The sequence below is a fragment of the Paenibacillus sp. FSL R5-0766 genome (assembly GCF_037971845.1).
Lineage (GTDB): Bacteria > Bacillota > Bacilli > Paenibacillales > Paenibacillaceae > Paenibacillus.
Map to the genome: position 1 here is coordinate 2,810,191 of NZ_CP150227.1, position 27,000 is coordinate 2,837,190.

Below are 27,000 nucleotides of genomic sequence, written 5' to 3' on the forward strand. Positions count from 1 at the left end.
GAACACAAGAAAACGAATCCGACAGAGTTAAGGCTTCTCTGTCAGACCCGCTGGATTGGTTACTCGGATAGGCGGTTGAACATACGGCTTGCGGGATAAGCTTTTGAGCTGTCTGAAGCTAATAAACTGTTTGGAATCTTCATCCCACAGACGGAAGCGCAGGGCAACCAGACTGGAACGTAGTGTAATAGTTGTTGCTTTTTGCAAGGGTGGTGTTGCGTTATGTGCTTCTTCCAAGAAATAGTTAGGTACACGTGGGCTCAAGTGATGCACATGGTGAAACCCGATATTACCACTGATCCATTGCAATAATTTTGGCAATTTGTAATAAGAACTGCCTTCAACAGCTGCTTTTACATAACTCCACTCATCTTCATGTTCAAAATACGTCTCTTCGAACTGATGTTGGACGTAGAACAACCAGATCCCAAAGAAACCGGAGAAGAAGAAGATAGGTGCCTGCACCATTACAAAAGCCTGCCATCCGACTAACCAGGACATGAATGCATAGAGCACTACGATCAATACGGTAGTCAGGTGTGTATTGATACGTTCTTTACGTCTAGCACCTTTGCGATTAAAACGGTAAGCCAACAGAAACACGTAAATGGGTCCGATACAAAACAATACAAACGGGTTACGATAAATCCGATAGAAGAGACGTCCCCAAGGAGAAGCTTCTTTATATTCGTCAACCGTCATAACCCAGATATCACCTACACCACGTTTGTCAAGATTACTGCTTGTTGCGTGATGGATAGAATGCTCGTTTTTCCACTGCTGATAGGGTGTAACTGTTAAAACACCAGTAATGGTACCGAGAATATCATTGGCGCGTTTGCTCTTGAAGAATGAACCATGACAGCAGTCATGGAAAATAATAAAGGTCCGTAGTACAAATCCGGATGCCACCAAGGCAATCGGGAAGGTCAGCCAGTAGGAAACCGATAAGCTAAAGTAAGCTGCAGCCCATAACAAGAAGAGCGGGAGCAATGTATTGATTAACTGGCGGATACTTAGTCTGAGATCATTTTTTTCGTAAGGGGTAACTTCTTTTTTTAAGGCCATTTCTTTTGATCTGTTCATAAAATTGTGTCCTCCTTCAATCGTTATAACTGTAATCAGCTACAACTTGGCGTTTCCCGCTAGACTTTCCTGTAGGAAGCGTTTTTATCATTGTAAAACAATCCGAACATGACAGTAAGTCATAAACGTCAGCCTTCTGTAATGATGAATATCAATGACGGACCATGACATTTGTCATGGGTGTATGATGCTCAATAGCTCTGCGAAGACAGAAGAGCAGGTTTACTAATTCCTTTGCACAAATTACGCAACAATTTGTATTATGTATACAAATTTTGTTGGGAGCATGGTAAAATCTATCCTTGAGTGGTTATGACAACTTATGAGACGGGTCGATTAGGTTGATTTCTGATGGATTGGATGGAATGCATAATGAAGAAACGAATTACGGATATCCTATTTATTATGGCAGGTGCATTTCTGTTTGCACTGGCGGTGAACCTGTTTGTCATCCCGAACGATTTGGCTGAAGGCGGCGTCACGGGTATCACGATTATTTTGTATTACCTGTTTGAATGGTCCCCTGGACTGATGAACTTGATCCTGAACGGTATTTTGTTAATTGTGGGATATCGGTTTCTTGATAAAACGACTACGGTATATACAATTATTGCAGTGGTATTCAACTCGTTGTTCCTGCATCTGACGGAGAGTTGGACGATTGCATCGGATGAACTCTGGATCAATACCATTTTTGCCGGATTATTTGCCGGTCTTGGTATTGGCTTGATTGTTAGAGTGGGAGGCACAACGGCGGGAACAGTGATCTTGGCCCGACTTGCCAACAAATATCTGGATTGGAATATCAGTTACGGACTTCTGTTCTTCGATCTGATTGTGGCTTTCTCCTCATACTTCATCATTGGACCACAAGGATTAATGTGTACAATTGTCTTGCTGTTTGTTGGAACCAAAACAATGGAGTTCATTATTGAAGGGCTCAATCCGAAAAAAGCAGTCATGATTATCTCTTCCAAACAGGATGAAATCGCAAAGCAAGTCATTGAGAAGATGGATCGCGGAGTAACCGTCCTGTCCGGTCATGGCTATTACACAAAAAATAAGAAAGAAATTCTATACATTGTGATTAGCAAGCAGGAAGTTTCTATGCTGAAGAAGATTGTACGAGCAGAAGATGAGATTGCTTTTATCACCATTCATGACGTGCGTGATGTTTTCGGTGAAGGATTTATTGAGCTCTCCAAAACTTGATGAATATATGTATATAAGGAAGAAAAAAGTTGCGGTGAATATCACCGCAACTTTTTTTGATAGGTTAATGGTATGCGGTATTAATCTAGTTCCAAAAGAATATTAATAATGTTTTCTTTTTTTGACTGGACAATATTCAACAGTGACACAACAATGTTTTTTACACTTTGTAGGGACATATTTGATTTTGGTAACACAAGTTTTCGTAATTTTTTTGTAAAAACACTTTGGTCTTGGATGATGACATTTATGATGCTTTCTGTACATATTAAAACCTCCCTGATCGTGATAAGGTATTCTATGACCGCGTCACTGTTTCGGAAATGTATAAACGTCTATTATTGTATAATAATTCCTTTATTAGGCTTTTGTGTTACAGGTGAAGATGTGGTTCTTTCTAGTACAAGAGTGCAATGACAAAAAGCTGTACACCGACCAAGCACGATGATATATTGAATTTAATCAATTTGTTAATAAACCTAACTAACTATTAGAGGAGGCGATAACATGGCTGGCACACCGCAGTATATCCGCAATCTGAATGAAAATCTCATCATGGATGCCCTCATAACTCAGGGAACCATGTCGAGAGCGGATATCAGTCGTCAGACCGGACTTAGTAAACCAACGGTGTCTTTGGCGGTCGAACATCTGATTGACCGTAATCTGGTGAGGGAAATGGGGCCAGCTGACAACGCTCAGGGTCGAAAAGCAACCCTCATTCGTTTCAATGAAACGGCTTATTATGTCTGTGGTATAGATATCGGGGCAACACGTATTCGGATTGCGTTATCCGATCTGAATGGAGAGATCATTGCCTATCGAACATATCCCATGGTTGTTCAAGAGGCTTATGAGCGAGCAGAAGCGACGATGTTGGAGCTTCTCCGAAGCCATATGAACGAACTGCTTGAGGAGAATCATCTGAACTGGAGTCAGATTCAGTGCATCGGGTTCGGTATACCAGGCGTAGTGCTACCTGATTCAGGGCGTATCAATCGTATTGTGGATCCGTTAGCGGGTCTGGAAGAAGCTTTCTCTCTAGAGTCGTTGTCAGGAGCGTTTCCCTGTGAAGTAATCCTGGAAAATGATGTGAATCTTGCGGCGCTTGGGGAGTATCGGAGTGGTGCAGCAGCAGGGTATTCCTTGTTTGTTTTTTTCTCCATCGGTACAGGGACGGGTGCTGGCATCATGGTACATGGACAACTGCTTCGAGGTTTAGGAGGCTTAGCTGGAGAGATCGCAGAGATGCTGGTGGATGATGGTCGACGTCTGGAGGAAGTGCTGTCCGCTGATGGTCTGATGCAACTGGCAAAAGATTATCTGGAACAGCATGATGAACTATTATTGGAGGCTGCTCATTCGGGTGCAGATGATCTTCACAGACACCTGACTCCTGAGAAGTTATTTGAAGCTGCACGCAGTGGAGAAGTAGAGGCGGTAGAGATTTTACAACAATACAGCCAGAAGATTGCTTCAGCTCTGCGTCAGATTAGCGTTGTGCTTGCTCCAGATCTCATTGTGCTTGGCGGAGGTGTAGGAGGGAACGGTGATGTGTTATTGCCTTTACTGAGGCAGATCATCTCTGAGCAATTTCCTGTGCAACCACAGTTAATCTGTTCCAAGCTTGGTGAGCAAGCTGTTGTCACTGGCGCGGTTCAGGTAGCCGTACAACAAACGATGCTGAACCTTCAGCAGGCCATGGAATAAGAGATTGGATATACAACATGTGAGGAGGGAAAAGGGATGACAGAATTCGTGAAAAACGTAAGTAATAATTATCAGACCAATCAGAATGGTACGGTTGGAGGTGATCCATCCGGCTGGATTGCAGGTATTGACATTGGAGGCACCAAAACATTAATGCTCTTGTCATCACAACAGGCTGGAAATGAAGTTCATGAACGTATCTTGCCTACGCTTGCCAGTGATCAGCCGGATGAGTTCTTCCGATGGTTATTCGTTGAATTGGAAACATTCTGCCGCGAAGTTGGATGCAGTCTGGATCAACTTAAAGGTGCAGGCTTGGGATTCCCTGGTGTGATTCTGCAAGAGGAGGGGATACTGCGAAATGCTCCCGCTTTTCAGTGGCCTGAGCTAGATATTCGCCCTGTTATTGCGAAGTACTACAGCGGGAATATCATGTTGGATAATGATGTGAATATGGCCGCAATGGGAGAGTATGATCAAGGGGCAGCACAGGGACATCAACACTGTGTAATGGTCACGGTTGGAACAGGCATTGGATCTGCTCTTATCCTGAATGGACAGCTCTATAGCGGCCAGAATGGAGCAGCAGGTGAGATTGGGCATTTCATTGCAGGAGACGAAGGGCTTCATACCGGTTACGTTGCGGATGCGGATTCCTTTGGCGTATTTGAGCAAGTGACTTCAGGTACGGGAATTACCGAACAGGCGAGGCGTTATTTTGCTGCTGGAAAGGGAAGTTCCTTATCCCTGATCATGAGTCTGGCAGGAGGGGAAGCGGAACAGATTGAAGCCAGGCATGTATTCAAAGCAGCGGAGTCGGGTGATCTTGCTGCCCTGGAGATTCTGGAGCTACCCATGCGTTATATGGCGAGAGGTCTGGCGAATATTACGGCTTTACTCAATCCTTCCATTATAGTGATCGGTGGTGGCGTGGCTGCATCCAACCCATCCTATTATCTAAATGAAGTGCGCACACGCCTCCAACGTTACACTGTTCTGCCTACACTTTTAGCTGTAGCTGAACTGGGAAACAAAGCAGGAGCAATCGGGGCATTGGCTGCAATCAAGTCGAGTCTGACACGCACATAAAAATAGAGAATAGGCGAAGCCACTACAGAAATAAAGGATGGAGATCCGGATGAGAAGTAGACATATGAAGGCTTACACAGAGAAAACAAAAGCCGATTCCAATGATGCAAAACGTGTTTTACTCCAATTACAGGGCCTATATCTGTTTATGGGACTTGCCGGGGGGATGTTTAACCCGTACATTAATCCCATATTGGTTGCACAAGGTTTTTCAAGTAAAGAAACCGGATTTATTATGGCGTTTGGCACACTTGTATCTATTATCCTTCAACCTATATGGGGAATTTTGGTAGATAAGTTTAAAAAGACACGATTCGTACTGGTGATCAGCCTGCTTGTTCCTGCATCGTTAGCGTACTTCTACAATATTCAAGTGTACATTATATTAATATTGATTTATACTTTATGCACTATATTCCAAGTGACTCAAATACCCGTTGCTGACTCCTATGCGGTTACAGCTGCGAGAGCCGCGAACACCTCATATGGCATGATCCGACTCTTCGGCAGCATAGGAACGGGAGTTGGGGGATTTGCCGCAGGGATGTATCTCTCCCAGTTTTCCATTCACATGTTATGGCTGCCATTTCTCCTGTTTAACATTCTGAGCGCTATACTGGCAAGTACACTTCCCCGGCAGACGAGCATATCCTCGTCCTCGGTAACCTTCTCCGTAGGTTTGGCAAGATTGCTCCGAAACCGGACATTCCTTCTATTTCTAACAGGTTGTTTCCTGGTTAACCAAACGCTCACTGCGTTTAACTCCTTTTTTGTTATTTCATTTCAGATGGCTGGCGGTTCTGTGACCATGACAGGTACAGCGCTGTTGCTGGCGTCAATTACTAATGTTCCATCCATGTTGGCAGCGGCATTCATACTCCGAAAATGGGGACATGAACGGACGATGCTGCTTGCAGCGGGGGCGTATATGTTACGTTGGGGGATACAATGGTTATGGCCGACACCTGAGGTGATGATTGGTGTCCAGGTGCTGCACGGGTTATCCTTTGGATTCTTCTATATCGCAGCAGTGGAATATGTGGCTTCCGTTACGGGACGGGAAATGCAGGCCACAGGTCAAAGTTTATTTAACATGGTGTTTGCTGGCCTGGGCGGAATTGTTGGTAATATGCTTAACGGATATTTACTCGATTCCGGCGGTCCATCACTGATGTATCTGGCTTGCACGATCAGTGCGGCACTAGGATCAGTGATTCTGTATATCGTCAGCAGGCAGGCCAAAGAACAGAGAAGAGCATACTCATTAGAATAGAGATGGAAGGAGTTGGAGCCTATGAAAGTAAATCTGAAGCGGAATTGGCACACCAAGTTGATGTATTCGTATTTTCCTATTTTTCTGCTTACGATTTCCATTCTGATCTTTCTCTCCTTCCTGATTGTCAACGAACTCTCACGTAACGAAACACAAAAAGCCGACATGATCTCCACCCGCTATATCGTGGATACACTGGAGCGCTCGCTAAGTGACATTGAACTTCGGTTGCTTGAAGACATTGGTGCAAACAAGACATATAGTCGCTTTCTGGAAGCTGGACAGGGACAATTATCGAGTCAGTTCATCTATGATGCGGCAAGTGGACTGGGACGTATGCTGGATCAGCAGGATATGATTCAATCCATTTATCTCTATCGTATGTCCGATTCCCAGATTCTTACGCCCAGAGGCATGATGCGTTTGGAAGATTTCGAAGATCGTGCCTATATTGAGCAAGCTTTGAAAGATCGGGAGAACCTCGGTTGGAATCTGCCACGTGATTATAAGGAACGTTCCTTCGACGTACCTACACAGGTGATTAGCATGAATAAGTGGCTTCCGTTACCGTGGGGCGGTGAAGGACTGCTCGTCATTACCATCCGCATGTATGCAGTGGAACGGCAGATTGATAACATGACCAATGAAAAGTTATCAGTTCTTCAGGTTCGGGATAAGAGCGACAATCTGATCTATACCGCGCATCAAATGGACCCTTCAGCAGGTGAAATCCTTAATCGTGTGACTGCGGACAAACTTGGTCTGATCTTCGAGAGTGGTATTCAATCCGGACAGCTGTATTCATGGGTATCCCTTGTTTCATATGTGTGGATCGGTATTGGTTTATTAACGATTGTTGGTGCGGTGGCGGGACTAATCTACATTACTCGAAGAAATACACGCCCCATCCAGCTGATCATGAATCGAATCCAGGCGTTACAGCCACGTGCCGAGGAGGATGAAGCAACTCCATCCGTCAAAGATGAACTGGCACTCATCGATCGAGCACTGGAACATCTGATTGCTCAAACGGTTGACTATGAGAAACAGCATCATGAAAACTTGCTGATTCATCGCAGACAGTTGCTTGTTGATCTGATGGAAGGAGAGCGAATGGATTCGTTCCGTCAGCGACTTCGCCATCTGCAACCGCTAGAGGAACGATTCATGGAACCGAAGAGTGTTGCCGTCCTCATTGCGGAGATGAATGGTGACGATCTCTCGACCAATCAGAATATTCTGAAGATGGCGCTTATGAACGTAGTGGAAGAACTTGTGCAGAATGAGACCCAGTTCGGAGGTTGGGCTGAATGGTTTGGGAACCGCAGGCTTATTGTAGTGATTGCATCGGATGAGCAGGAAGGACTGGACCGTGAATTACTTATGGATCTGGCTAAGCAGATGCATATGTGGATTGCGGAAAACTTCCGCCTACGGTTTACGTTCGGGATTGGACGAACCGTATCGGGCTGGGAGGAGATTACTCGTTCCTATGCGAGTGCAGATGCGGGTTTGCAGCATAGACTTACCCTTGGTAAAGATGCCATCGTTCTCAGTGAGCAACTGCCGGATCGTATTGAGCTGCAATCGTACAAGTATTTGCAGATGCTTGCAGACTTTGTCCGTGAATTCAGACTAACCGGTGATGGTTGGCGAACGCAGCTGGATCAGATGTTTGTTGCGTTTAACGAAGATCAGATTACAGATAACGATATTCGCATGTTGCTGCAGGCATTAATCCAGATGTTGTCCCGTGAATTCGGGGAGCTGTCTGAGCGGTTGCAAAGCCAATTTGCCGAGGAAATCCTGACTCGTCTTCGTAGTGATATCCAGCAGGTGGAGACACTGGAGGACATTCAAGAGATTTTGCAGGAGTGGCTTAAAGAGGTTTATCGCAATTATGTATCTGTGAATGAAACGAAAAGTCATCGCGCGATGATCAACGAGCTGCGGATATATATTGAAGAGCATTTTGATGATCCGGATCTGTCGCTGAAACATCTGAGTGATCGGTTCCAGATCTCGGGCAAATATGCAAGTTATCTGTTCAAGGAAGAGTTTGAGATGAAGTTTGTTGATTTTCTGGTAAAACTGAGGGTCGAAAAGGCCTGCCGTCTGTTGTCTGCATCCGATATGGCAGTTCAGGATATTGCTCTGCAAGTGGGTTATGCCAATGCCATCTCTTTCGGCAGAGTATTTAAACGGATTATGGGCGTGACACCAGGGGACTATCGCAAGCGGAGTGGAAAACAAGGGGATCAATAACGGAATTGCACGTGTTAGAACATCCGAGTATCGGGTGAAATCCAATAATCTTAGAGATATCAATGAAATCTCCTGTATGAGGCAATAAGGTTTCGTCCCTTATCGTCCTTTGCAGGAGATTTTTTGGCTGTTCAACCACGATCTTAGGCCAGTCTAGCTGGTATATTGTTAAGGAATTTTACGAATGTCCTATACTAGCAGTATGACAATTTATAGATAATAGGGCAGGAGTTGAAGATGGTGTACAAAGGCATGAATCCGAACTTATTCAGGCCATTTCTAAGGCAGGAGCGGCTCAGAACATTCCTGTACGATTTATTTTGGGCGGAATGCACTATGATGAGAAGTATAATGTATTGATTTTGGAACATACGGACACAAGCAACGAACATGTGATGGATCAATTTGCGGGAAATGCCATCGATACGTTGTTTGGTCAAGTGAAGTTTAATCTTCCGCCGAGGAATTAGTGCGTCGAGTCGTTCTACACGTGTTGCTAAACAAGGAGATCACATAAGATGTGGTCTCTTTTTCATTTTTTGAAGAGAAATTCTATGGAAAAAGGATTATTGCAAGATGGGTGATGCCAGATTGGGTATGAGAAATCGACCTTAACACAACATATTATGTTAATATAGTTAACATTAGTGTCGTGAAAATTGTATATTGTCAGGAAATATGTTTATATATCGCGGTATTTAACGTAAAAAAACGTGAATTTACATTTTGAAAATAGTTTATTGTCTAAATATCAGATCATATGTAATGATTAGTGACATTCACAGGTGCAACAAAATGGGATGAACAAAGTGGAGTGGCAATCATGTGAATCCATTCAGAGAGTGTGCGAAAGGGGAAAGGTCAAATGAGATTATTTCAAAGACGTAAGGCAGGCAAGGCAAGTTCAATCCTCGCAGTGGTAACGGCATTCACTCTATTATTATCTGCATGTTCGTCAGGAAGCGAATCAACATCTTCATCTGGAGAGTCGGATTCGGGGGAAAAGACAACTTTGAAAGTAGAAATCTTCGATCGGGGAAATACTCCGGCGGGCTACACCATTTCGGACAGTTATCTGACTCGCTTCATTCAAGAGAAGTTTGGCGATCCAAACAACATCGACGTTCAATTTGTTCCGGTACCACGCTCGGAGGAAGTACAGAAACTTAACGTTCTGATGGCGAGTGGCTCTGAAGTACCTGATATCGTCTTTACCTACGATTCGGGAACATTCAACCGGTATGCAGAGCAAGGAGGTCTGACCGAACTTACGGATCTGATCAATCAAAGTGGTCCTAACCTGAAGAAGTTCCTGGGAGATGAAACGCTGGCCTACGGTCAATACGATGGACAACAGTTCGCGGTTCCGGGTAAACGTCTTGTACTTGGCAAGTACGCATCCTATGTTCGTCAGGACTGGCTGGATGCACTCGGATTGCCTTCCCCTGAGACAGCTGAGGAGCTGCATACAACACTGAAGGCCTTCAAGGAAAAAGATCCGGGTAAAGTCGGTACAGGACTTATTCCGATGGGGATGTCCATTGCCTCGGCTCAATATGAACCACTGATCTGGTCATTCATTGAACCGCTGACGGAAGAACAGAAATATACATTAACGCAGCAACTGGGTTCCAATGACTATCCAACGTTGTTGCCTGGTTTCAAGGACGCTCTGAAATATATGAACACACTTTATAATGAAGGATTAATGAGCAAGGACTTTGGACTCGACAAAGACAAGAAAAAGCTATGGGAAGATGTATCTAACGGGAAAGTTGGATTCTACACAGAGGATGCAGGGGAGATTTATATCTCCGGTACGTACAAAAACCTGCAAACCAATCAACCGGGTGCAGTGATTACACCCATTGATGCATTCAAAAACTCGGAAGGCAAATTCGCCAAACCGGCATATGCACCCAATGCGATGTATGTCATGATCCCGAAATCGAGCAAAAATGCGGAAGCAGCGATGAAGTATCTGGATTGGATGGCTTCGGGCAATAACCTGTTCGATCTGCAATTCGGTGTTGAAAACGAGAACTATGAACTTGTGGATGGGGTACCACTGATCAAAGATGATGCTTCTCCTGAAATCGCAGGCCGTATCTATAATTCCGGTGACATTGCCATCATCGTGAACGGTAAATACGTTGGGGATGACAAGAAAAATGAAGAGGCCTACGTCGTTCAGGTAGAGTCGAAGTATCGGGATGATATGCGCAAGTCGGTAGCGATCTCTAACACGGACACCATTCAACCGGTACGTTTCTCCAAACCGATTGATGCAGAAGCACGTTACGGTAACGGTCTGAAAGACAAGTTCATGGAGTTTTTCGTGAAAACAACCATTTCCAAACCCGCTGATTTTGAAGCCACGTATGACAGCATGATGAAGGACTATATGGCGAGCGGTGGTCAAGCGATCCTGGATGAACGTACAGAAGCTTACAAAGCAATGAAATAAGTAGAGTAGAGATCACATCTAAATGTGTATGACAACAAAGAACAGGGATTTCATTAGGGCGATGGCAACATCGCCTTGATGAAGAATCCTGAATGACATGGGGGGAAGGTTTATGAAAACAAGCATCTATTTCCGCAGAAACTGGCAACTATATGCGTTGCTCCTACTGCCCATGATCTACTTCATTATTTTCAAGTATGGGCCAATGTATGGCGTGCAGATTGCGTTCAAGGATTTTAACTTCTTTCAAGGGATCTCTGGTAGTGAGTGGATTGGTTTGGATGCATTCAGAGAAGTGTTTCAAAATCAGGGGTTCTACACTGCATTACGCAACACGTTAGTGCTAAACATGCTGGATTTACTGGTTTCCTTCCCGGCACCACTTATACTGGCCATCTTATTGTTCGAGCTGAAGAAGGCCTGGTTCAAAAAGTTGGCACAGACTTTACTGTACATTCCTCACTTTATTTCGTGGGTCATTATTGGAGGGATCGTACTTCAGGTATTTGGTACACAATCCGGTTTTATTAACAATATCTTGATGAGCATGGGATTTGATCCATTACCTTTCCTTTCAGACAAAAACTATTGGCTCTTTACGTATCTTGCGGTAGGCGTGTGGCAGAGTGCAGGCTGGGGTACGATTCTGTATCTGGCATCTCTCACGGGCATTAACCGGGAACTCTACGAAGCGGCAGAAGTGGATGGAGCAAGTCGGCTACGCAGAATTTGGCACATCTCCTTGCCAGGCATCAAAACAACGATTGTTACCTTATTGATCATCAATGTCGGCAATATGATCTCCATCGGCTTTGACCGACCATTTATTATCGGAAACGTGGCTGTACGTGAATACTCGGATGTACTTAGCACGTTTGTGTATCGTGTCGGTTTACAGTCTGGTCAGGTTACGCTCGCAACAGCTGTAGGTTTGTTCCAGGCTTTAGTTGGACTTGTCTTCATACTCGGAGCGAATTATACGTCCAAGAAATTAACCGATGAGAGCATTATGTAGTGGATTGAATCACATATGATCTGTAAGGAGTGAGTGAGATGTCTGAAAACACGGCGAATCGAATATTCAACACGGTAAACGTCATTCTTATTGTCATTACGATGGTGCTGTGTCTTGCACCATTCATTCATATTATTGCGATCTCGCTCAGTTCAAACCGGGCGATCGGTTCAGGAGAAGTTTCCTTTTTCCCCAAAGAGTTGTCCTTTGAGGCTTACACCAAAGTATTTGCAGATGGATCAATGATTCGTTCCCTCATCTATACCATTTGGCTGACCGTCCTTAGTACTGTGCTAAGCATGGTGATGACTATCGCAGCAGCGTATCCACTGGCGAAGAGTAATCTAAAAGGGCGCAAGTGGTTCATGCTCGTTATTGTGGTGACGATGTTCTTCAGTGGGGGCATTATCCCAGAGTACATTCTGATCAAAAATCTACATTTACTCGATAGCACATGGGGACTTATTCTGCCTGGATTGATTAGTCCGTTCTACATGATTATCCTCATTACCTTCTTCAGAGGTATTCCTGAAAGTCTGGAAGAAGCAGCAGGCATTGATGGAAGCAGCCACTTCGGAACACTTATGCGCATTATCTTGCCGCTGTCCCTTCCGGTTATGGCGACACTGAGCTTATTCTACGCGGTAGGACGCTGGAATGGTTTCCAGGATGCACTCATGTATATTACCAAGCCTGAGCTATACCCTTTGCAATTAAAATTGTATCAGATGATTCAGCAAAACCAGATTACAGAACTGATGCAGAACGAAGGCATCGGTGCTGTTCAAGTACTGCCTGAGAGTCTGAAAGCAGCCAGCGTTATATTCTCAACGTTACCGATTCTGCTTGTGTACCCGTGGTTGCAGCGGTACTTTATCAGTGGCGTAATGGTAGGTGCTGTAAAAGGTTAATAGAGGTTGTTCAAAAAGTTCACTTTTGATTACGAATGATGCCTAGTGGCATCATCAGCATCGAATATGAAATTTAGCCGAAATGTCCGTTGCTCACGTAGTTGTCCTACGCTCCGCTACTCCATTTCTAGCTTAATTCCATCTTCTTGGTACTGAAAACTGATCTTTTTGAACACGCACCTATAGTCTCGGGAGGTCGCATGACATGACACAACGAATGGTAGAGAAGATGTCGAAAGAGCAAAAGTATCTTATAAATCAGTCCATGTTGATGATGGATAGCTTTTATGACGAGAAAGTGGATCTGATTCGGAGTTTCGAAGAAGAGGATTCATCGCAGCACAGCACACGAGCCAGTGCACATTATGCGCTCGGATTGTTAATTCGAAATGAGCCTGGTGATGTGGAACGCGCGATACGAGTGTTCCACAAGGTGCTCGATGTTCAATATGACGCTCCGGATGAGATCTATCACGGAACCTTCGCGACCCGACCCAATGATGTGCATCCACCAGCGGGTCACTATGCTTGGAAATCTTTTGCGCCAGGCACGGCCTATTTCCTGGAACGCACCTTTGAGAAGGTGTCTGCGCAGTTTATCCATAAACTACAGGAAGAGGGTTCTCTGCTAACAGAGGAAGCAGACCCCAAACAACTGAAAAACCTTTTTTATTCGGCAGTGAATCAGGTTCTGCCACCAGTCTGGATCAGCTATGATCCCAACTGGCGTGAGTTTATCGCTTGTGTCTGTGTGGTTGTAACTGCTGAATTCGCCGATCTACTGCCGGAGACACTCGTGAAACGGATGGATTATGCGATGGAACTGGCTGTTCAAGGATCAATAGAACGCAGGTTATCCGACGTAATCCCGATGAACACCAATATTGAGTTGATGCATATTTTCATCACTCACTACTACGGGCATCGCTTGAACCGAACAGATTGGATTCAGCATTCGGATGAACAGGCGGAAGGGTTAATGAAGGAGTTTGAACAATACAACGGTACATTCGCGGAGTTCAATACGACAACGTATTATGGGGTGGATCTGTCCGTGCTTGGCATGTATCGAAAGTATGGACTCACCGAACGTTTGATCGAAATTGGACACCGGATTGAACATGGGCTGTGGAATAACATTGCGCTATATTACAATGCCAACTTGGAGAATCTCTCCGGCCCATTCTCTCGGGCGTACGACATGGAGATGCGAGAGCATAGTTCGATCGGTGTATTTATCTATCTCTTGCTTGGAGAAGGGTATGAATATCTGGCAGGAATCAACTGTGAATCTGGTCATGATCCCATGATTGCGCTCCTTGGGGTGGATGTGCCCGCTGAAGCCGTGCCGTATTTCAAGGCTCATCAAGAAGATCGGCTTGTGCAGAAACAGTTCGTGGAACTGTGTGAGCGCAATGATCCAACGTCCAATCGGAATTTGTGTACAGCCAAAGCTTGGATCGGTGAGCATCGGATGATCGGGGCCATGTCGGGAAGTGTGAATACGAATGGACAGATGCATCCAGCTACGATCCACTGGCAGACAGAGACGGGGGAGCGTTATTATCTTCGCTTGATCCGCCGTGAGGTAGGCGAGGGGTGGAACAGTCATCTGCGCGGAGTATCGTTCGATGCGGATCTCACACCTGATTCGTTAACCATTGATGTGGAGCTGGATACGGCGGAAGAGATCGATGTTTATTTTGAAATCAGGGGGCCATCCCTTTGTCAGCAGGATATTACACCAGCATTATGGCAGTTCCCTGGACTTGCGTGTGCCGTGAAGGCTGAAGCGCCTGAACCATCTGTGTTAATGTACGTGAATCATGCGGAGATCATCTATCGTTATGTGCCTGGGAAGACGGCAAACAAGATGAGATTTGAATTGACTCTCCGTGAAGACAACGGTTTGAGGAATAAATAGGTATATAAGATGAACTGAACATTTACACGAGAACGAAGAGTGCAGAATCGATCTGAAGAAGCGGAGCGTTCGCCTGAAAGCTTTCTGCAAGAAAGCTGCATCGGAAGCATAAGCTATCACCGGATTTTTCCCTTTGGAGAAGGGGATCAAAAAAATCTGGGGATAACAGCGATCAGAAGATGGTACTGCAATTGGAGTGATCTAGTATAAAGTGTATTGGTTCAACTTATATAGATAGAGATAAATGGAATATGAATGGGCGATAGAATGAGAGACAGGAGGACCAATGATGTATACGGACAAACAGGAATATTCGTTCTCAACATGTTGGAATATCAAACGTCATACGACCGGACAAGGCATGATCGAGGAGATCAAGTCTCTTGGATTCAAACAAGTTGAGCTGAATTATAACGTTACGGAAGAGATGCTGCAGACGATAGAACCGATGATTGAACGGGGCGAGATCGGTGTATCCAGTGTGCATAATACATTCCCGCATGTGGCTGACCCTGATTACGGGACGGATTCCGTCCTGCTTGGATTCGATGATGAGCCGCGCCGCAAACGGGCGATTGAACTGTTACTTCGCTCAGCCGAGTACGCACATCGTTATGGTGCCAAGGCTGTTGTTGTACATCCCGGTGAGGTTCCGTTTGAATACAATATAGATGAAGCGTTGAAAAAGATATACCACGATCAAGGACGGGATTCACCGGCATATCAATCTTTATGGCAAGAGATGCTGAAGAAACGGAAAGATGGCAGCGCACATTACCTGAGCCGGATTCAGGAGAGTCTGGAAGAGGTATGTGACTTGTCTGAGCAGCGGGGATACGGGGTGAATTTTGGTATTGAAACCCGTTCACGCTGTTATCAGATGCCGACTTTGCACGAAGCCGGAACGATTATTGGACAAATGAAGGGCGCGCCGCTTGGTCTCTGGTATGATATTGGTCACGGCATGATGATGGATCGAATGGGGCTGTACGATAATGTACGTGAAGCCAACGCGTTGATTGATCACGTGGTTGGCGTGCATATTCATGAAACCGTAGGGTTGGCAGATCATTGGTGTCCATACATCCATAGTAAAGACATGACCTTTTTTGATTCGTTTTTGGATATTATTGATCGTTCGCCAGTGAAAGTATATGAATTAAAAGCCGCGTGTACACCGGAAGAGATCGATGAAACTCACGGATTAATTACATCTCGTATTGCTGAACGTCATGCTGCGCGTCAGCGCGGATAGGGATTGGTATATTTTCAATCACCACAGATATCTTCGGGCAGTTGTATGTACTTGTCCTGCTAAGCGCATAGATGGGTGAATGATAGGGCAATGGACGAATGTGAAGCGTACTTATCAGCTGATGTCTGACGTTTGACGTCCAATTGGGGTAGAAGATATCGTCTATTTTATGTACTATGCGAAGATATTTAATGGAAAAAAGGATCGGTTTCATCAGCCTGGGGGCTTGGTGAGACCGATCCTTTTTTGATATATATATGATCAGTGTAAAGCTTTCATCCAGATCACATTCAGATAGCGTTTTGGCGTACACTTCGCTCATCAGTTGGCACTTTTTGGAACGCTAACGAACCTGCCACACCCTATTTCAAGTATATGAACCATATTGAAATCGCAACGAATCTGAGACGTCTTAACTCTTCGTTTTTAGCTGGTTTTTGCCCATTTCCACTCGTCTGCTCCCGTTTAGCATTGCTGAGATTCGTTGCTATGAACGTTTTTGTCAAACCCAGCACCACATGCTGCTTTTCTCCGAAGCCCTAAGCGCGGGAGTCCATATGCGAGCGACGGTTGGCACGCTGCTATCCGTGGGTTGGTTACCACATGGTATGCCTTCGTCAAGGAGAGCTGTTACAAGCTAGCCACGCACGTTCAGCCCAATAAAAGCCTAGTGCAAACGAACCTCGTATATTCTCTCCTGAACCTTCCATGAACTCCCGGGCCTAAGGCTCCGGGTTTTCCCTTTTTCCTTTTAAACCATCCGTCTCTTCAAGATGAAAAACAGATCACTGAGCGTTCGGTAGCTCCAACGTTCGGGCGACCGCCCAAATGAACCCGGTCAGTTCCCTGGCTACGGCGGTAACTGCGACATTTTTATGTTTGTTTAATCCATAAACTAAACGGCGGAATTTTCGATGCAGCCTTTCCTGGGCTTTCCATGAAATAAGCTGTATGTCCGCAGGCAGACCTTCCAAACGGCGGGCCAAGTCCCCTTTAATCGCAGGCCGATGACGGTAACTCCATGCCGATTCAATCAAGGTTCGACGCAATCGTCCATTTCCCGCTTTGGTGAGCGAGCCTCGTTGGGTACGGATTCCAGACGAATGCTCGCGTGGAACCAGGCCCAAGTAAGCCATGAGCTGGGCAGGAGAACGGAACCGGGCAAAGGAACCGATCTCCGCAGCAAGCGTGACGGCCGTAAGAAATCCAATGCCACGCAAAGACTGTAAAATTTGAATCAAATCGGCTTTGGAACTGGTCGCCGCCTCTTCAATCAAGGCTTTTTCCAGTCGACCGATGCGTTGCTCGATCTCGTCCATGGCATGAAGGTACTCCGTAAACGCAATCTGCATGGGCACATTCGGGAAGGTCAGTTGTCCAAGCCATACGCGATATTTTTTCGTCCAGCGACGTTTGATATGTTCCGGCGGATGGATCTGGTGGCGCAATAAAAATTTGAGTACGCGTTGACGAGCCCGGTGAGCATCTTCTTTTGCCGATTCGCGTGCCCGAACCAATTCACGAAGCGCCTCATCTTCACGTGCTGGAACGTAAATCGGTGTAAGCTCGCCTGCACGGAACAGACGTGCCAGTTGCTCGGCATCCCGTCGATCTGTTTTCACATGATCGCCGGAGCGTTTCGGAATGAGTGAAGGGGCAATGACGACACAGGCAGCTCCCATCGATTCGATCCAGCGGTAGGTTTCGTAACCTGTAGGACCGGCCTCATAACAAAACGACAGGGTGCTTGCCGGGCCCAGTTCTTTGATGAGTTTGCGTAAGGCAGCAGCCGTATGAGCAATGGTACCGTAATACCGGGGCTTGTCGTGACCCTCGTCAGCAATAGCGACAGAAATTTTTTCTTTGGATACATCTAAACCGATGAATTTTGTGGTAGACTTCATAGGGATAGCTCTCCTTTGCTGTGTAGCTCTGAAATGGTGGTCTTCTTACTGTCCATTTTAACCTACGATGTGCAGCAATATGGAGGGCTATTTTTTTGCGGTTACGTTCATCATAGCTAGAATTTTCCTATTAGTCAAAACAAGGCAATAAGGTGCCTGAGATTCATTAGAGTTCAAGAAGTGAGTTACAACAATTTGGCGAGAGTAGCGTTGATACTATCTATCATCACAGATTAGGTGAGTGAGCGAGTGATTTCTTTTTACTCGTACATCCATCGTTCAAGTTCAGCATAGGCAATCGCAGGATCATCACTGGAATTATCAATATAAGCGACGGATGAAGCAGGGAGGGGCCAGGCTATTTCTTTACGGACGAGAGAAGCTGTGAAGGCATCCCAGTTAGATAACTTCCATTCATCTAGTGGGGATTGTCTCGCTGTGATCCGTTTGTGATACAACGCTTCATTCTCAAGATAAATATAGGTTACACGCACATCCGTATCATCCAGGGTATGTCCGATTCGTGCAAGTTCCTGCTCGATCCAATCCGGGGTACCAATTTCTTTGGTAAATGGCCCCACAACGATCGTATCGATACCTAACTGAACGTTATCCAGAGCGGCGTCCATCGTAATGCGGTACCCAAGATCACGGCACAACCTTTTGTATTCAGGCGAATCTCGGTCGGATGGATCAAGTCCCTGAAGGGTCATGATTGCCTCAGCCGCGGGACGAAGCAGAATATCCATATCAAAGAAAGCCGCTTTATGTTTATGGGAAAGGGCTTTGGCAAGGGTGGTCTTGCCACTTCCGGCCCCGCCGAGAAAGAAAATTAGTTTGCTCATGAATGTAATGCCTCCTTTAATTAGATTCAAAAAATAGGATATGTAATTGAAAAATACACGAGTATATAGATTTATCATTAGAGTTCGTGAATGAAAGGACTTGTTTATTTTAACATAAATAAAGAAGCTTGTTGGCTAGACAGAAAAGGAAGGATAAGGTAAAATCATACCTAGTTGTTCTATGCATAGGTTTCCGATGTATGTGAAAAGCAGAGATTTGAAAGTGTTATTTTTCAAAATCTAAAATTCTTGCTAAATGAATTGAAAAGGAAGGAGTGAGCGCGTTGCAGGTTAACAAACAAATGATTAAGGGCAGTACCGAAACATTGATTCTGACCCTGCTTCAGGAACGACCGTTGTACGGATATGAATTAATCAAGGAACTACATCGTCAATCCGAGGGTGTGTTTAATCTGAAAGAGGGCACGTTATATCCTATTTTGCATGCTATGGAGATTGAAGGTTGGGTAGAGTCGTACTGGATGGAGGTTGAAGGTCGTAAACGGAAATATTATTCGATTCGTGACAAGGGCATGGAGGCCTTACAAAGTAAAAAAGCAGAGTGGAATTTATTCCGTAGAGCTGTGGATCGGGTGCTTGGGGAAGGAGGCCTGACATGACGAATCGACATGAGCGAATTCAGCATTATCTTGATCACATGTGTGTTCAGGTTAAAGCTCGCGAAGTACATAACGACCTACGTGATGAGTTGGGAAACCACATGGAAGAGATGATTTTGGATAAAGAACAAGAAGGTTATACAGAGGAAGAAGCAATTGCATATGCCATTGAACAGATGGGCGATCCTACTGTCGTAGGCAAGAGTATGCACCGGTTGCATCGCCATCGTATGCATTGGGCGCTGTTAACGGGAATTGCCAGTTTGCTAATAATAAGCCTGCTGCTGATGTGGATTTATACGACAAATATTTCAGATGAAAACTATCAGTTGATATATATGAGTCATTTGATGTATACCATTTTTGGTTTAATACTGATGGTGTTTTTGATGTATTTTGATTATCAAAAATGGAAAAAAGCTGCCTGGTGGATCTATATTTTGTTAAGTGGTATGTTGTGGATTAATCCGCTGGTATCACCGTTTGATTACGGTGTACAACGGTTTTGGAGCATATTCGGTTTTACAATTGATCTTACAACGACATCGATGTGGGTGTTGCCTCTCGCCATAGGTGCAATTATGCTGGATAAGTTGAGCACCAAGTGTGATGTAAAATCCGTCTCAACATATATGCTTCTTGTGGCTTTGCCGTCTTATAGCCTATTTCAAGCTTCAGATTGGGTACGATTGTTTCTGTTCGGAACGGCAACGCTAATCATGCTTGCCTGGATTACACGAAAATGGCTCTATACTTTCATCGGAGCTACAATAACCGGAAGTGTTATTATGTTGCAGTTGTTTTTGACAGGTGAATACAAGCGCTTTGAGAGACTCTCTGTCGTTTTGAATCTTCAGAATGATCTGCTGGGGAACTTCGAGTATAACCGTTCAATTATAAGTATCCTTCAGTCCGCCGGATGGTGGGGCAACGGTTTGGACATAACCTTTGGAATTTCCCAAAGGTTTTATATGGACTATCCCGGTGTGATGCTTATTGATGTGTTTGGCTGGTCAGCAGGTATTTTGCTATTGCTTGGAATCGTATGGTTTATTGCCAGTATGTTAAAGACGTTGCCTTGTATTAGGGATGATTTTGGTCGAATGATTATTTTCAGTATTACAATCACGTTCGCTTTGCAAATGTTATATTCTCTTGCGATGACTACCGGGAGGTTCCAATTGTCAGTGTCAACTTTCCTTTTATCGGGCGCGGCATTCATATAATATTAGAATACGCCATGATGGGTTTACTGCTTGGAGTATATCGTCGTAAAGATACCATTTTATTGAGAAGCAAACAGGGAGAGCCGATCACGACCATGTCAAAATAAAATTAAAAGACGCGCGATCGGATGGTACCAGTATATAAAGTTATATAATACGATGTCTAATCAAACTGATGTGCTCGCGCGTCAGAAGGAAACCAGATATGACGCAGGTTCACCCAGCCCTGGCTGTTGAAAGATAGACCACGTACCGAAGGCAGATAAGCGGTTTCTACCGGTTTTTCGGATAAATGGAACAGTAAATTCTGACCAACCAAAAATTGCTCAATGCGGTCTAATTCACGAGTTCGATCCGCAGCGATGGGAGAGGCTACGATGGTTTGCAAGATCTCATAGATCGTTATACGAGTAGAATCTTCCAGATGCTCAGATAACGTAGAGTAGAGATCATACCTTCGCAGTTCTTCGTCCCTGTCCCGAATGAGAGAGAAGAGGATCAGATCAGATTCCAGCCGCAGATTTCCTTTGAACTGCTCCATCGTAGCGGTTCGGACGGTACATGAGAAACCGCACTGCTCCAGTATGGACGCCAGATGTTGGGCATCCCTGCGATATTGTGGGATGGTTGCAATGTGCAGGGAGATGGGAGTAGACGAAGTAAGTCGTTTAGTAATATCACTAAATCCCTCCGGGTCAACCATCCCGGTATTCACCGCACTAAAATCAGTCTCCATGACTTCAGAGTCATCTGCTTGTCCGTCATCTCTATACATTCCAGCAAGGCATGACTGAAGGTGTGCTCTTACTTCCGGATCGTTTAACGGTCCGGTTTTTTGTGTATTACACGTGAGTAATTTATGAACCATCACACCTGCACTAATCTGTGTCCAGTCTGCACCCGCAGACGAAGAAGGATTATGAACAAGATGAAAGAACGGAGTTTCGATATCTTGGCTATCGTCCATTTTTGCCGAGGCACTCCACGGAATTTGCAGGATATCTACCCGGTCCATATGTGCTCTACCCTGAAAATACGATGAAAAGGCTTCAAGTCTGCACAAGTGATCATCCCAGGCAGTGACCTTAAATGGCCCCGTCCCAACAGGTTTTTGCATCCCATGCACATCACCCGAATGCTTCATCTTATGTTCGTTTGTTCCTGGTGAGGGTACAATCGCCGCACGACTTGTTGTCAGGAAGGACAAAAACAATTCATGAGGATTTTTAAGCTGGAAACACACGGTTAAGGAATCGACCGCTTCAATAGATAGAATCTGTTTACTTACATCACGGTACAGTGTCCGGCGATCTGTAGATTGCAGCCGTTCAAACGTATGAACAATATCATGGGCCGTCAACAACTGGCCATCGTGAAATGTAATCCCTTTTCGCAAATAAAAGATCCAGGTCTTTCGGTCTGCACTGACATCCCAGGTATGAGCGAGACATGGGAGAATCTCTCCCTGTTCACCCCGCTGAACCAACCCGTCAAAGACATGGCTGGTAACAAAGGATTCAGCTAATAGATTAATGTACAGCGGATCAAGCGCATGAAGGTGTTGGCGCAGGGGCAACCGAAGCGTATCAATCTGCTCATTATTGGTGCCGGCTTCCGTATGATGTCCTGAATATCCAAGCAACCACTGGTTTAGATGATCCTGCATGATTGTTGAACTGGAGAATGCGCTCACCTGCTCGGCAGCTTCCTGTAACTCCCGGCGATTCATGGCGTGCATCATATATTCTGCGGCGATTTGATCAGCCGAAACAAGCAAAGTCAGTGAAGAACGCCGACCCCGGCCACGCTGGGAAACCCAACGAATCCAATCATGGGCAACCATCTTTTTGACAATCGTTAACGTATTGCGGTGTGTACAATTTAGCAACTCAGCGAGATCGGCGAGTGTAAGTTCATGTTCTGTATGGTGACCGTAATGACGATGCAACAGCAGATATTGCTGATGTAGTTTCAAGTGTTGATTCCCTCCTGGAGGTGAACTCTGACGTATTCCTCTAAAATAAGAAGTTTTGTCGATTTAAATTTCTATTTATATTCCTATTTTATCATCTAGAATATAGCATAGAAAGGTTAATGGAGGTTTTTCCCATGATTGATAAAATAATGGCTTCACCGCAACGCGCTCTAATCACGCTACTGTCTGCATGGGTGCTGGCGATCATTCACCAGTATTTATTCTATGGTAATGAGATTGGCGTATCGTATCCTGTCTTTGTAATTCTCTTTTATGTGTTCATGTATCTGTTTGCACGGGATCGCATGAGGTCTTTCAAGTTCATTGATGCTTTTGTGGCGGCTGTAGTGCTATTGTTGTCGCTAACGTTCCTGTTATACGACAATGAACTGCTGTATATTCTTAATTTTCTGGTTATACCCGGCGTAGTTATCTTACATATGACGTATCTGATGGGCAGAAAACAGAAGCAGTGGTGGGAGATTGGTTTGATTGGTACGGCTATTGACCACATGCTGCCTCAAGCCATACGTCATTGGGGGACTGTTGCTGCCATTGCTGTGAGAGCAGGCGGGCATGGCATGGGCAAATCCCAGAAAACAGTTGTTTTCAAAGTACTCATTGGTCTTGTGGCGTCCTTGCCTATCCTCATTGTAGTCGTTGCATTACTGTCCTCTGCTGACGGGGTCTTTGATCAGTATTTAGCCGGTTTTCCGGAGTGGCTGAATCAATTGGCTTTTACTCCAGGGATACCGAGAATCATCTGGATTGTCATCGCAGGTGTATTGCTGTTCGGTTATGTATGGGGATTTGTACAGCCAATGCAATATGAGGCAGAGAAGAGAGCGAACGCACATTGGAAAAATGGAGCGGCATCCACGGTTGATAAGCGTGATCACACCTATATATTCTCTCCTGTGGGCCCGGCCACTGAAGGTCGGGTTACCAATAAGATTACACCCGAGCCCGAAAGCACTCTAGTTCAGCGGGAACCATTCAGATTGGACCCCATCATTGTGGGGACGATGCTGATTGTCATTAACTGTGTGTACGTTTTGTTTGTACTTGTACAGTTTTCGTATCTGTTTGGTGCAGGTGAGGGGCATCTTCCGGTAGATCTGTCTTACGCAGACTATGCGAGAAGTGGATTCGCGGAGTTAATTCTCGTCACAGGTATTAACTTCTTTATTCTTATTGTTGCTTTGCAGTATACCCGTTCGAGTGGCAAAGTGGGTTCCATCGTGCATCAGGTACTGCTCCTGATTCTGGTCAGTTGTTCAGCAATTATGTTGTATTCCGCGTTTATGCGCCTAAATCTATATGAGCAGGCATATGGCTATACGTACATTCGCTTCCTGGTACACGCATTCATGATCTTCCTCGCACTCCTGTTGCTGATTGCTGGCCTTCGTATACGGTACACATCAATACCGCTGATCCGCTGGTATATCGTGCTGGCGCTCACAGCTTATGTTGCAGTCAACTATGTGGGCATGGATAAACGGATTGCCGAGCTGAACATAGAACGTTATCATCAGACTGGCAATATTGATGCAATCTATCTGGCGAGTCTGTCAGCAGATGCAACTCCGCTACTTCGAGAGTTTGCTCTGAAGGAGTACCCGGATCTCAAGAGGGAAATGCTGGAACGTCAAGCATATCTGGATATGGATACATCAGATCGTTCCTGGCCTTCTTATAACGTGGCAAGACACCGAGCTGAGCTAGAAATGTCCAAATTGAGAACGGAATAGCTGAATAGTCGTTGTTTTCACGTACGGATTTATGCAAAAACAATATGTAAGTGTTATAATATAAAAACTAACCTATAAAGGGGGTGAATCCCTTGTTTGAACTGCAGGAGTTATTACCATATTTATTCTCGATTGGACTCATCTTCACCGTCAGTTATGCCTATATTGCCCATCTTCACTGTGGCATGACCGAGTACTGGGTGGAAGGTGGCGCCGGTGGTGGACTTGAACCTGTACTTCCCGCCTTGTGTTTGGACAGACAGCATAGACAGGAAGACTGGAGTCGCATGATTAGACGAAGAGAAGCGCCCGATGAAGATGAACCAGATTGTCATTCCTCGTTGAACGATTGGTCAACAAATCAACGAGGAGGATATATATGGAACATAAGACTAACAAGGGATTCACTTTTACTTCGGGCAAGGGACGGATCTATGGCCTGATTGCCATTTTGTTTGCAGTCATGCTGCTTGCCGGATGCAGCAACAACGTGTCGGAGATTACTTCGTCGACACCGGGATTTTTTAATCACTATATCGTATTTCCACTGTCGTACCTGATTCAGCACATTGCCACCATATTTAACGGAAGCTACGGGGTCGCGATTATCGTGATTACGCTGGTCATTCGTTTAGCGCTGTTACCCTTGATGATGCGACAAGCCAAGTCCCAGCAGGGAACACGAGTCATTATGAACGCCATGAAACCCGAGATGGATGCGCTCAAGAAAAAATATGAAGGCAAAAATGATCCTGCTGATAAGCAAAAGCTGTCTCAGGAAACGATGGAGCTATACAAGAAACATAAGTTCAATCCGTTGAACATTGGTTGCTTGCCGATGCTCATTCAGTTGCCTATACTTTCAGGTATTTACACAGCCATCCGACTTACACCGGAGTTGTCCTCCCACTCGTTCCTGTGGTTCAAACTGGGAGCGCCGGACTACGTACTCGCTGTGGTGGTTGCGGTCATATATCTGATTCAAGCCAAGGTATCACAAGCCAATATGGCGCCTGAGCAGCGAAAACAGTTCGCCATTATGGGTTATCTCTCCCCATTGATGATGGCATTCTTTTCTCTTACAGCTCCGGCAGCAATGCCGCTCTACTGGACAGTTGGGGGCTCGTTCCTGGTACTACAGACGTTATTGTTCCGTAAAATGTACCCGGTGGAACATCCGCAGGAGCCTGCTACGATTGAGGTGAAAAAGATCAAGTCTGTGCAACATAACAAGTCCAGAAAACACGCCAAGTCACAGTGACTTGAGGCGACATCACAACTACGCTATTTCACCCTATGGAGCAGACACGTCGTCTACTTTATAGGGTGTTTTCGTGAGAGTGGAAACGAGTGATCAAAGAACAATTCTCATCACTCAACAGGTTTTAGTATATAAGGTAAGGGGTTGACATATTTATTGTATAAGGGGTTTTCAGGTCAAGTCCAGTTTGAACATGATGAGGTAGATATATGGAATAAAAACAAATAAAATTTATTCATTGGATTTATTGACAAAATTTGATGCATCCATTACCATTTTGTTTAAGAGTTTTGGGGAGGAGCGAATCTAGTGTAAATGCTTATCAAAATATAACGTATTTTGTGAATTCATACCACGATAAATTTAATTCATTGGATCTGGAGGAAAATTAGTGGATATTATTATCGGGCTTATACTAGGTATAGTGGAAGGACTTACGGAGTTCGCCCCAGTGTCATCTACAGGTCATTTGATTTTGGTGGGACATTTGCTAGGTTTCGAGGGTACTGTGCGTGCTTCGACATTTGAGATTGTAATCCAACTCGGTTCAATCCTGGCTGTGGCTTTTCTGTTCTGGAAACGAATTCTCAGCATCCTCGGTATCCATGTTGGAGAAGATCGGAAAGCGACAAAGTCTACGGAAAAGTTAACACTTATTCATATCATTATTGGTGTTATCCCTTTTGGTGTTGGGGGCGTATTTTTTTACGATTACATAAAAGAGGTTTTGTTCAGTGCTCAAACGGTTGTTGTAACGTTAATCCTTGGCGGGATTCTGATGATTGCAGCCGAAATATTCAAACCAAAAAAGCCGGCTGCAGAAACATTGGATCAAGTCACTTACCGGCAGGCTTTAATCGTAGGTCTGTTCCAGTGCTTTGCACTTGTTCCCGGTTTTTCGAGAATGGGTGCTACGCTATCGGGAGGTTTGCTAGCAGGCATGAGTCACAAAACAGCCTCGGAATTTACGTTTATAATGGCACTTCCTATTATGTTCGGTGCTTCACTGAAGGATTTATACGAGAGCTGGGATTATCTGTCGGTTGATGATCTTCCCTTATTTATTACGGGGTTTGTGACTGCTTTTATTGTAGCCATGATTGCAGTTAAATTTTTCCTGAAGTTGATTAACCGGATTAAACTGATTCCTTTTGCAATCTATCGTTTTGTATTGGCAGCCGCTTTTTGGATCTTTTTGCTAAACTAGA

Annotated in this window: 21 protein-coding genes; 17 read left to right on the forward strand and 4 right to left on the reverse strand. The window is 44.9% G+C overall.

Annotation, left to right across the window (positions count from 1 at the left end):
* Window positions 1-27: 27 nt before the first annotated feature.
* Window positions 28-1,086, reverse strand: a complete 1,059-nt coding sequence (locus MKY66_RS12835; protein ID WP_076217022.1) for a fatty acid desaturase — start codon at window positions 1,084-1,086, stop codon at window positions 28-30.
* A 372-nt stretch (window positions 1,087-1,458) separates the two neighbouring features.
* On the opposite strand from MKY66_RS12835, the gene MKY66_RS12840 reads away from it, so the two are divergent.
* From MKY66_RS12840 to MKY66_RS12890, 11 genes are all read left to right on the forward strand, one after another.
* Entirely contained in the window at window positions 1,459-2,298 is an 840-nt protein-coding gene (locus tag MKY66_RS12840) for a YitT family protein (RefSeq protein ID WP_017688839.1), read from the forward strand.
* Window positions 2,299-2,805: 507 nt separating this feature from the next.
* A complete protein-coding gene (locus MKY66_RS12845; RefSeq protein WP_076217021.1) occupies window positions 2,806-4,008 on the forward strand; it encodes an ROK family protein in 1,203 nt (400 codons plus the stop codon).
* Between the two features lie 36 nt (window positions 4,009-4,044).
* Complete coding sequence (locus tag MKY66_RS12850; protein ID WP_076217020.1) at window positions 4,045-5,097, forward strand: ROK family protein; 1,053 nt, start codon at window positions 4,045-4,047, stop codon at window positions 5,095-5,097.
* Window positions 5,098-5,146: 49 nt separating this feature from the next.
* Entirely contained in the window at window positions 5,147-6,370 is a 1,224-nt protein-coding gene (locus MKY66_RS12855; protein WP_256704398.1) for an MFS transporter, read from the forward strand.
* A 21-nt stretch (window positions 6,371-6,391) separates the two neighbouring features.
* Entirely contained in the window at window positions 6,392-8,635 is a 2,244-nt protein-coding gene (locus MKY66_RS12860; protein ID WP_083657422.1) for a helix-turn-helix domain-containing protein, read from the forward strand.
* 320 nt (window positions 8,636-8,955) lie between these two features.
* A complete protein-coding gene (locus tag MKY66_RS12865; protein ID WP_339807151.1) occupies window positions 8,956-9,105 on the forward strand; it encodes a hypothetical protein in 150 nt (49 codons plus the stop codon).
* A gap of 395 nt (window positions 9,106-9,500) precedes the next feature.
* Window positions 9,501-11,102, forward strand: a complete 1,602-nt coding sequence (locus MKY66_RS12870; RefSeq protein WP_076217018.1) for an extracellular solute-binding protein — start codon at window positions 9,501-9,503, stop codon at window positions 11,100-11,102.
* Between the two features lie 112 nt (window positions 11,103-11,214).
* Entirely contained in the window at window positions 11,215-12,117 is a 903-nt protein-coding gene (locus MKY66_RS12875; RefSeq protein ID WP_062834078.1) for an ABC transporter permease subunit, read from the forward strand.
* A gap of 38 nt (window positions 12,118-12,155) precedes the next feature.
* A complete protein-coding gene (locus MKY66_RS12880; RefSeq protein ID WP_047842693.1) occupies window positions 12,156-13,028 on the forward strand; it encodes a carbohydrate ABC transporter permease in 873 nt (290 codons plus the stop codon).
* Between the two features lie 205 nt (window positions 13,029-13,233).
* A complete protein-coding gene (locus MKY66_RS12885; protein WP_076217017.1) occupies window positions 13,234-14,952 on the forward strand; it encodes a hypothetical protein in 1,719 nt (572 codons plus the stop codon).
* Between the two features lie 289 nt (window positions 14,953-15,241).
* Window positions 15,242-16,207 carry a TIM barrel protein gene (locus tag MKY66_RS12890; protein WP_076217016.1) on the forward strand — a complete coding sequence of 322 codons (966 nt, stop codon included), beginning with the start codon at window positions 15,242-15,244 and terminating at the stop codon, window positions 16,205-16,207.
* A gap of 785 nt (window positions 16,208-16,992) precedes the next feature.
* Here MKY66_RS12890 and MKY66_RS12895 read toward each other — a convergent pair.
* Both MKY66_RS12895 and MKY66_RS12900 read right to left on the reverse strand, forming a co-directional pair.
* Window positions 16,993-18,111: an IS110 family transposase gene (locus tag MKY66_RS12895; protein WP_076217270.1), complete on the reverse strand. Its 1,119-nt coding sequence runs from the start codon at window positions 18,109-18,111 to the stop codon at window positions 16,993-16,995.
* A gap of 260 nt (window positions 18,112-18,371) precedes the next feature.
* Window positions 18,372-18,956 carry an AAA family ATPase gene (locus MKY66_RS12900; protein ID WP_076217167.1) on the reverse strand — a complete coding sequence of 195 codons (585 nt, stop codon included), beginning with the start codon at window positions 18,954-18,956 and terminating at the stop codon, window positions 18,372-18,374.
* Between the two features lie 284 nt (window positions 18,957-19,240).
* On the opposite strand from MKY66_RS12900, the gene MKY66_RS12905 reads away from it, so the two are divergent.
* Both MKY66_RS12905 and MKY66_RS12910 read left to right on the forward strand, forming a co-directional pair.
* The gene (locus MKY66_RS12905) at window positions 19,241-19,576 is read left to right on the forward strand and encodes a helix-turn-helix transcriptional regulator (RefSeq protein WP_017688825.1); all 336 of its coding nucleotides are present in this window, start codon (window positions 19,241-19,243) and stop codon (window positions 19,574-19,576) included.
* Window positions 19,573-20,802, forward strand: coding sequence for a permease prefix domain 1-containing protein (locus tag MKY66_RS12910; protein ID WP_076217166.1), 1,230 nt, complete (start codon window positions 19,573-19,575; stop codon window positions 20,800-20,802). The genes MKY66_RS12905 and MKY66_RS12910 overlap by 4 nt, the downstream gene beginning before the upstream one ends.
* Window positions 20,803-20,965: 163 nt before the next feature.
* On the opposite strand, the gene MKY66_RS12915 is transcribed toward MKY66_RS12910, so the two are convergent.
* Window positions 20,966-22,777, reverse strand: coding sequence for an ABC transporter substrate-binding protein (locus MKY66_RS12915; protein ID WP_076217165.1), 1,812 nt, complete (start codon window positions 22,775-22,777; stop codon window positions 20,966-20,968).
* 134 nt (window positions 22,778-22,911) lie between these two features.
* Here MKY66_RS12915 and MKY66_RS12920 point away from each other — a divergent pair, with 134 nt between their 5' ends.
* From MKY66_RS12920 to bacA, 4 genes are all read left to right on the forward strand, one after another.
* Window positions 22,912-24,531, forward strand: a complete 1,620-nt coding sequence (locus MKY66_RS12920) for a DUF4173 domain-containing protein (RefSeq protein WP_076217164.1) — start codon at window positions 22,912-22,914, stop codon at window positions 24,529-24,531.
* Between the two features lie 92 nt (window positions 24,532-24,623).
* On the forward strand, window positions 24,624-24,974 hold the full coding sequence (locus tag MKY66_RS12925) for a hypothetical protein (RefSeq protein WP_256704410.1): 351 nt from the start codon (window positions 24,624-24,626) through the stop codon (window positions 24,972-24,974).
* Entirely contained in the window at window positions 24,911-25,792 is an 882-nt protein-coding gene (gene yidC / locus MKY66_RS12930; protein WP_076217163.1) for a membrane protein insertase YidC, read from the forward strand. Before MKY66_RS12925 ends, yidC begins: the two co-directional genes overlap by 64 nt.
* Window positions 25,793-26,162: 370 nt before the next feature.
* Entirely contained in the window at window positions 26,163-26,999 is an 837-nt protein-coding gene (bacA, locus tag MKY66_RS12935; protein ID WP_256704411.1) for an undecaprenyl-diphosphate phosphatase, read from the forward strand.
* Window position 27,000: the final 1 nt, after the last annotated feature.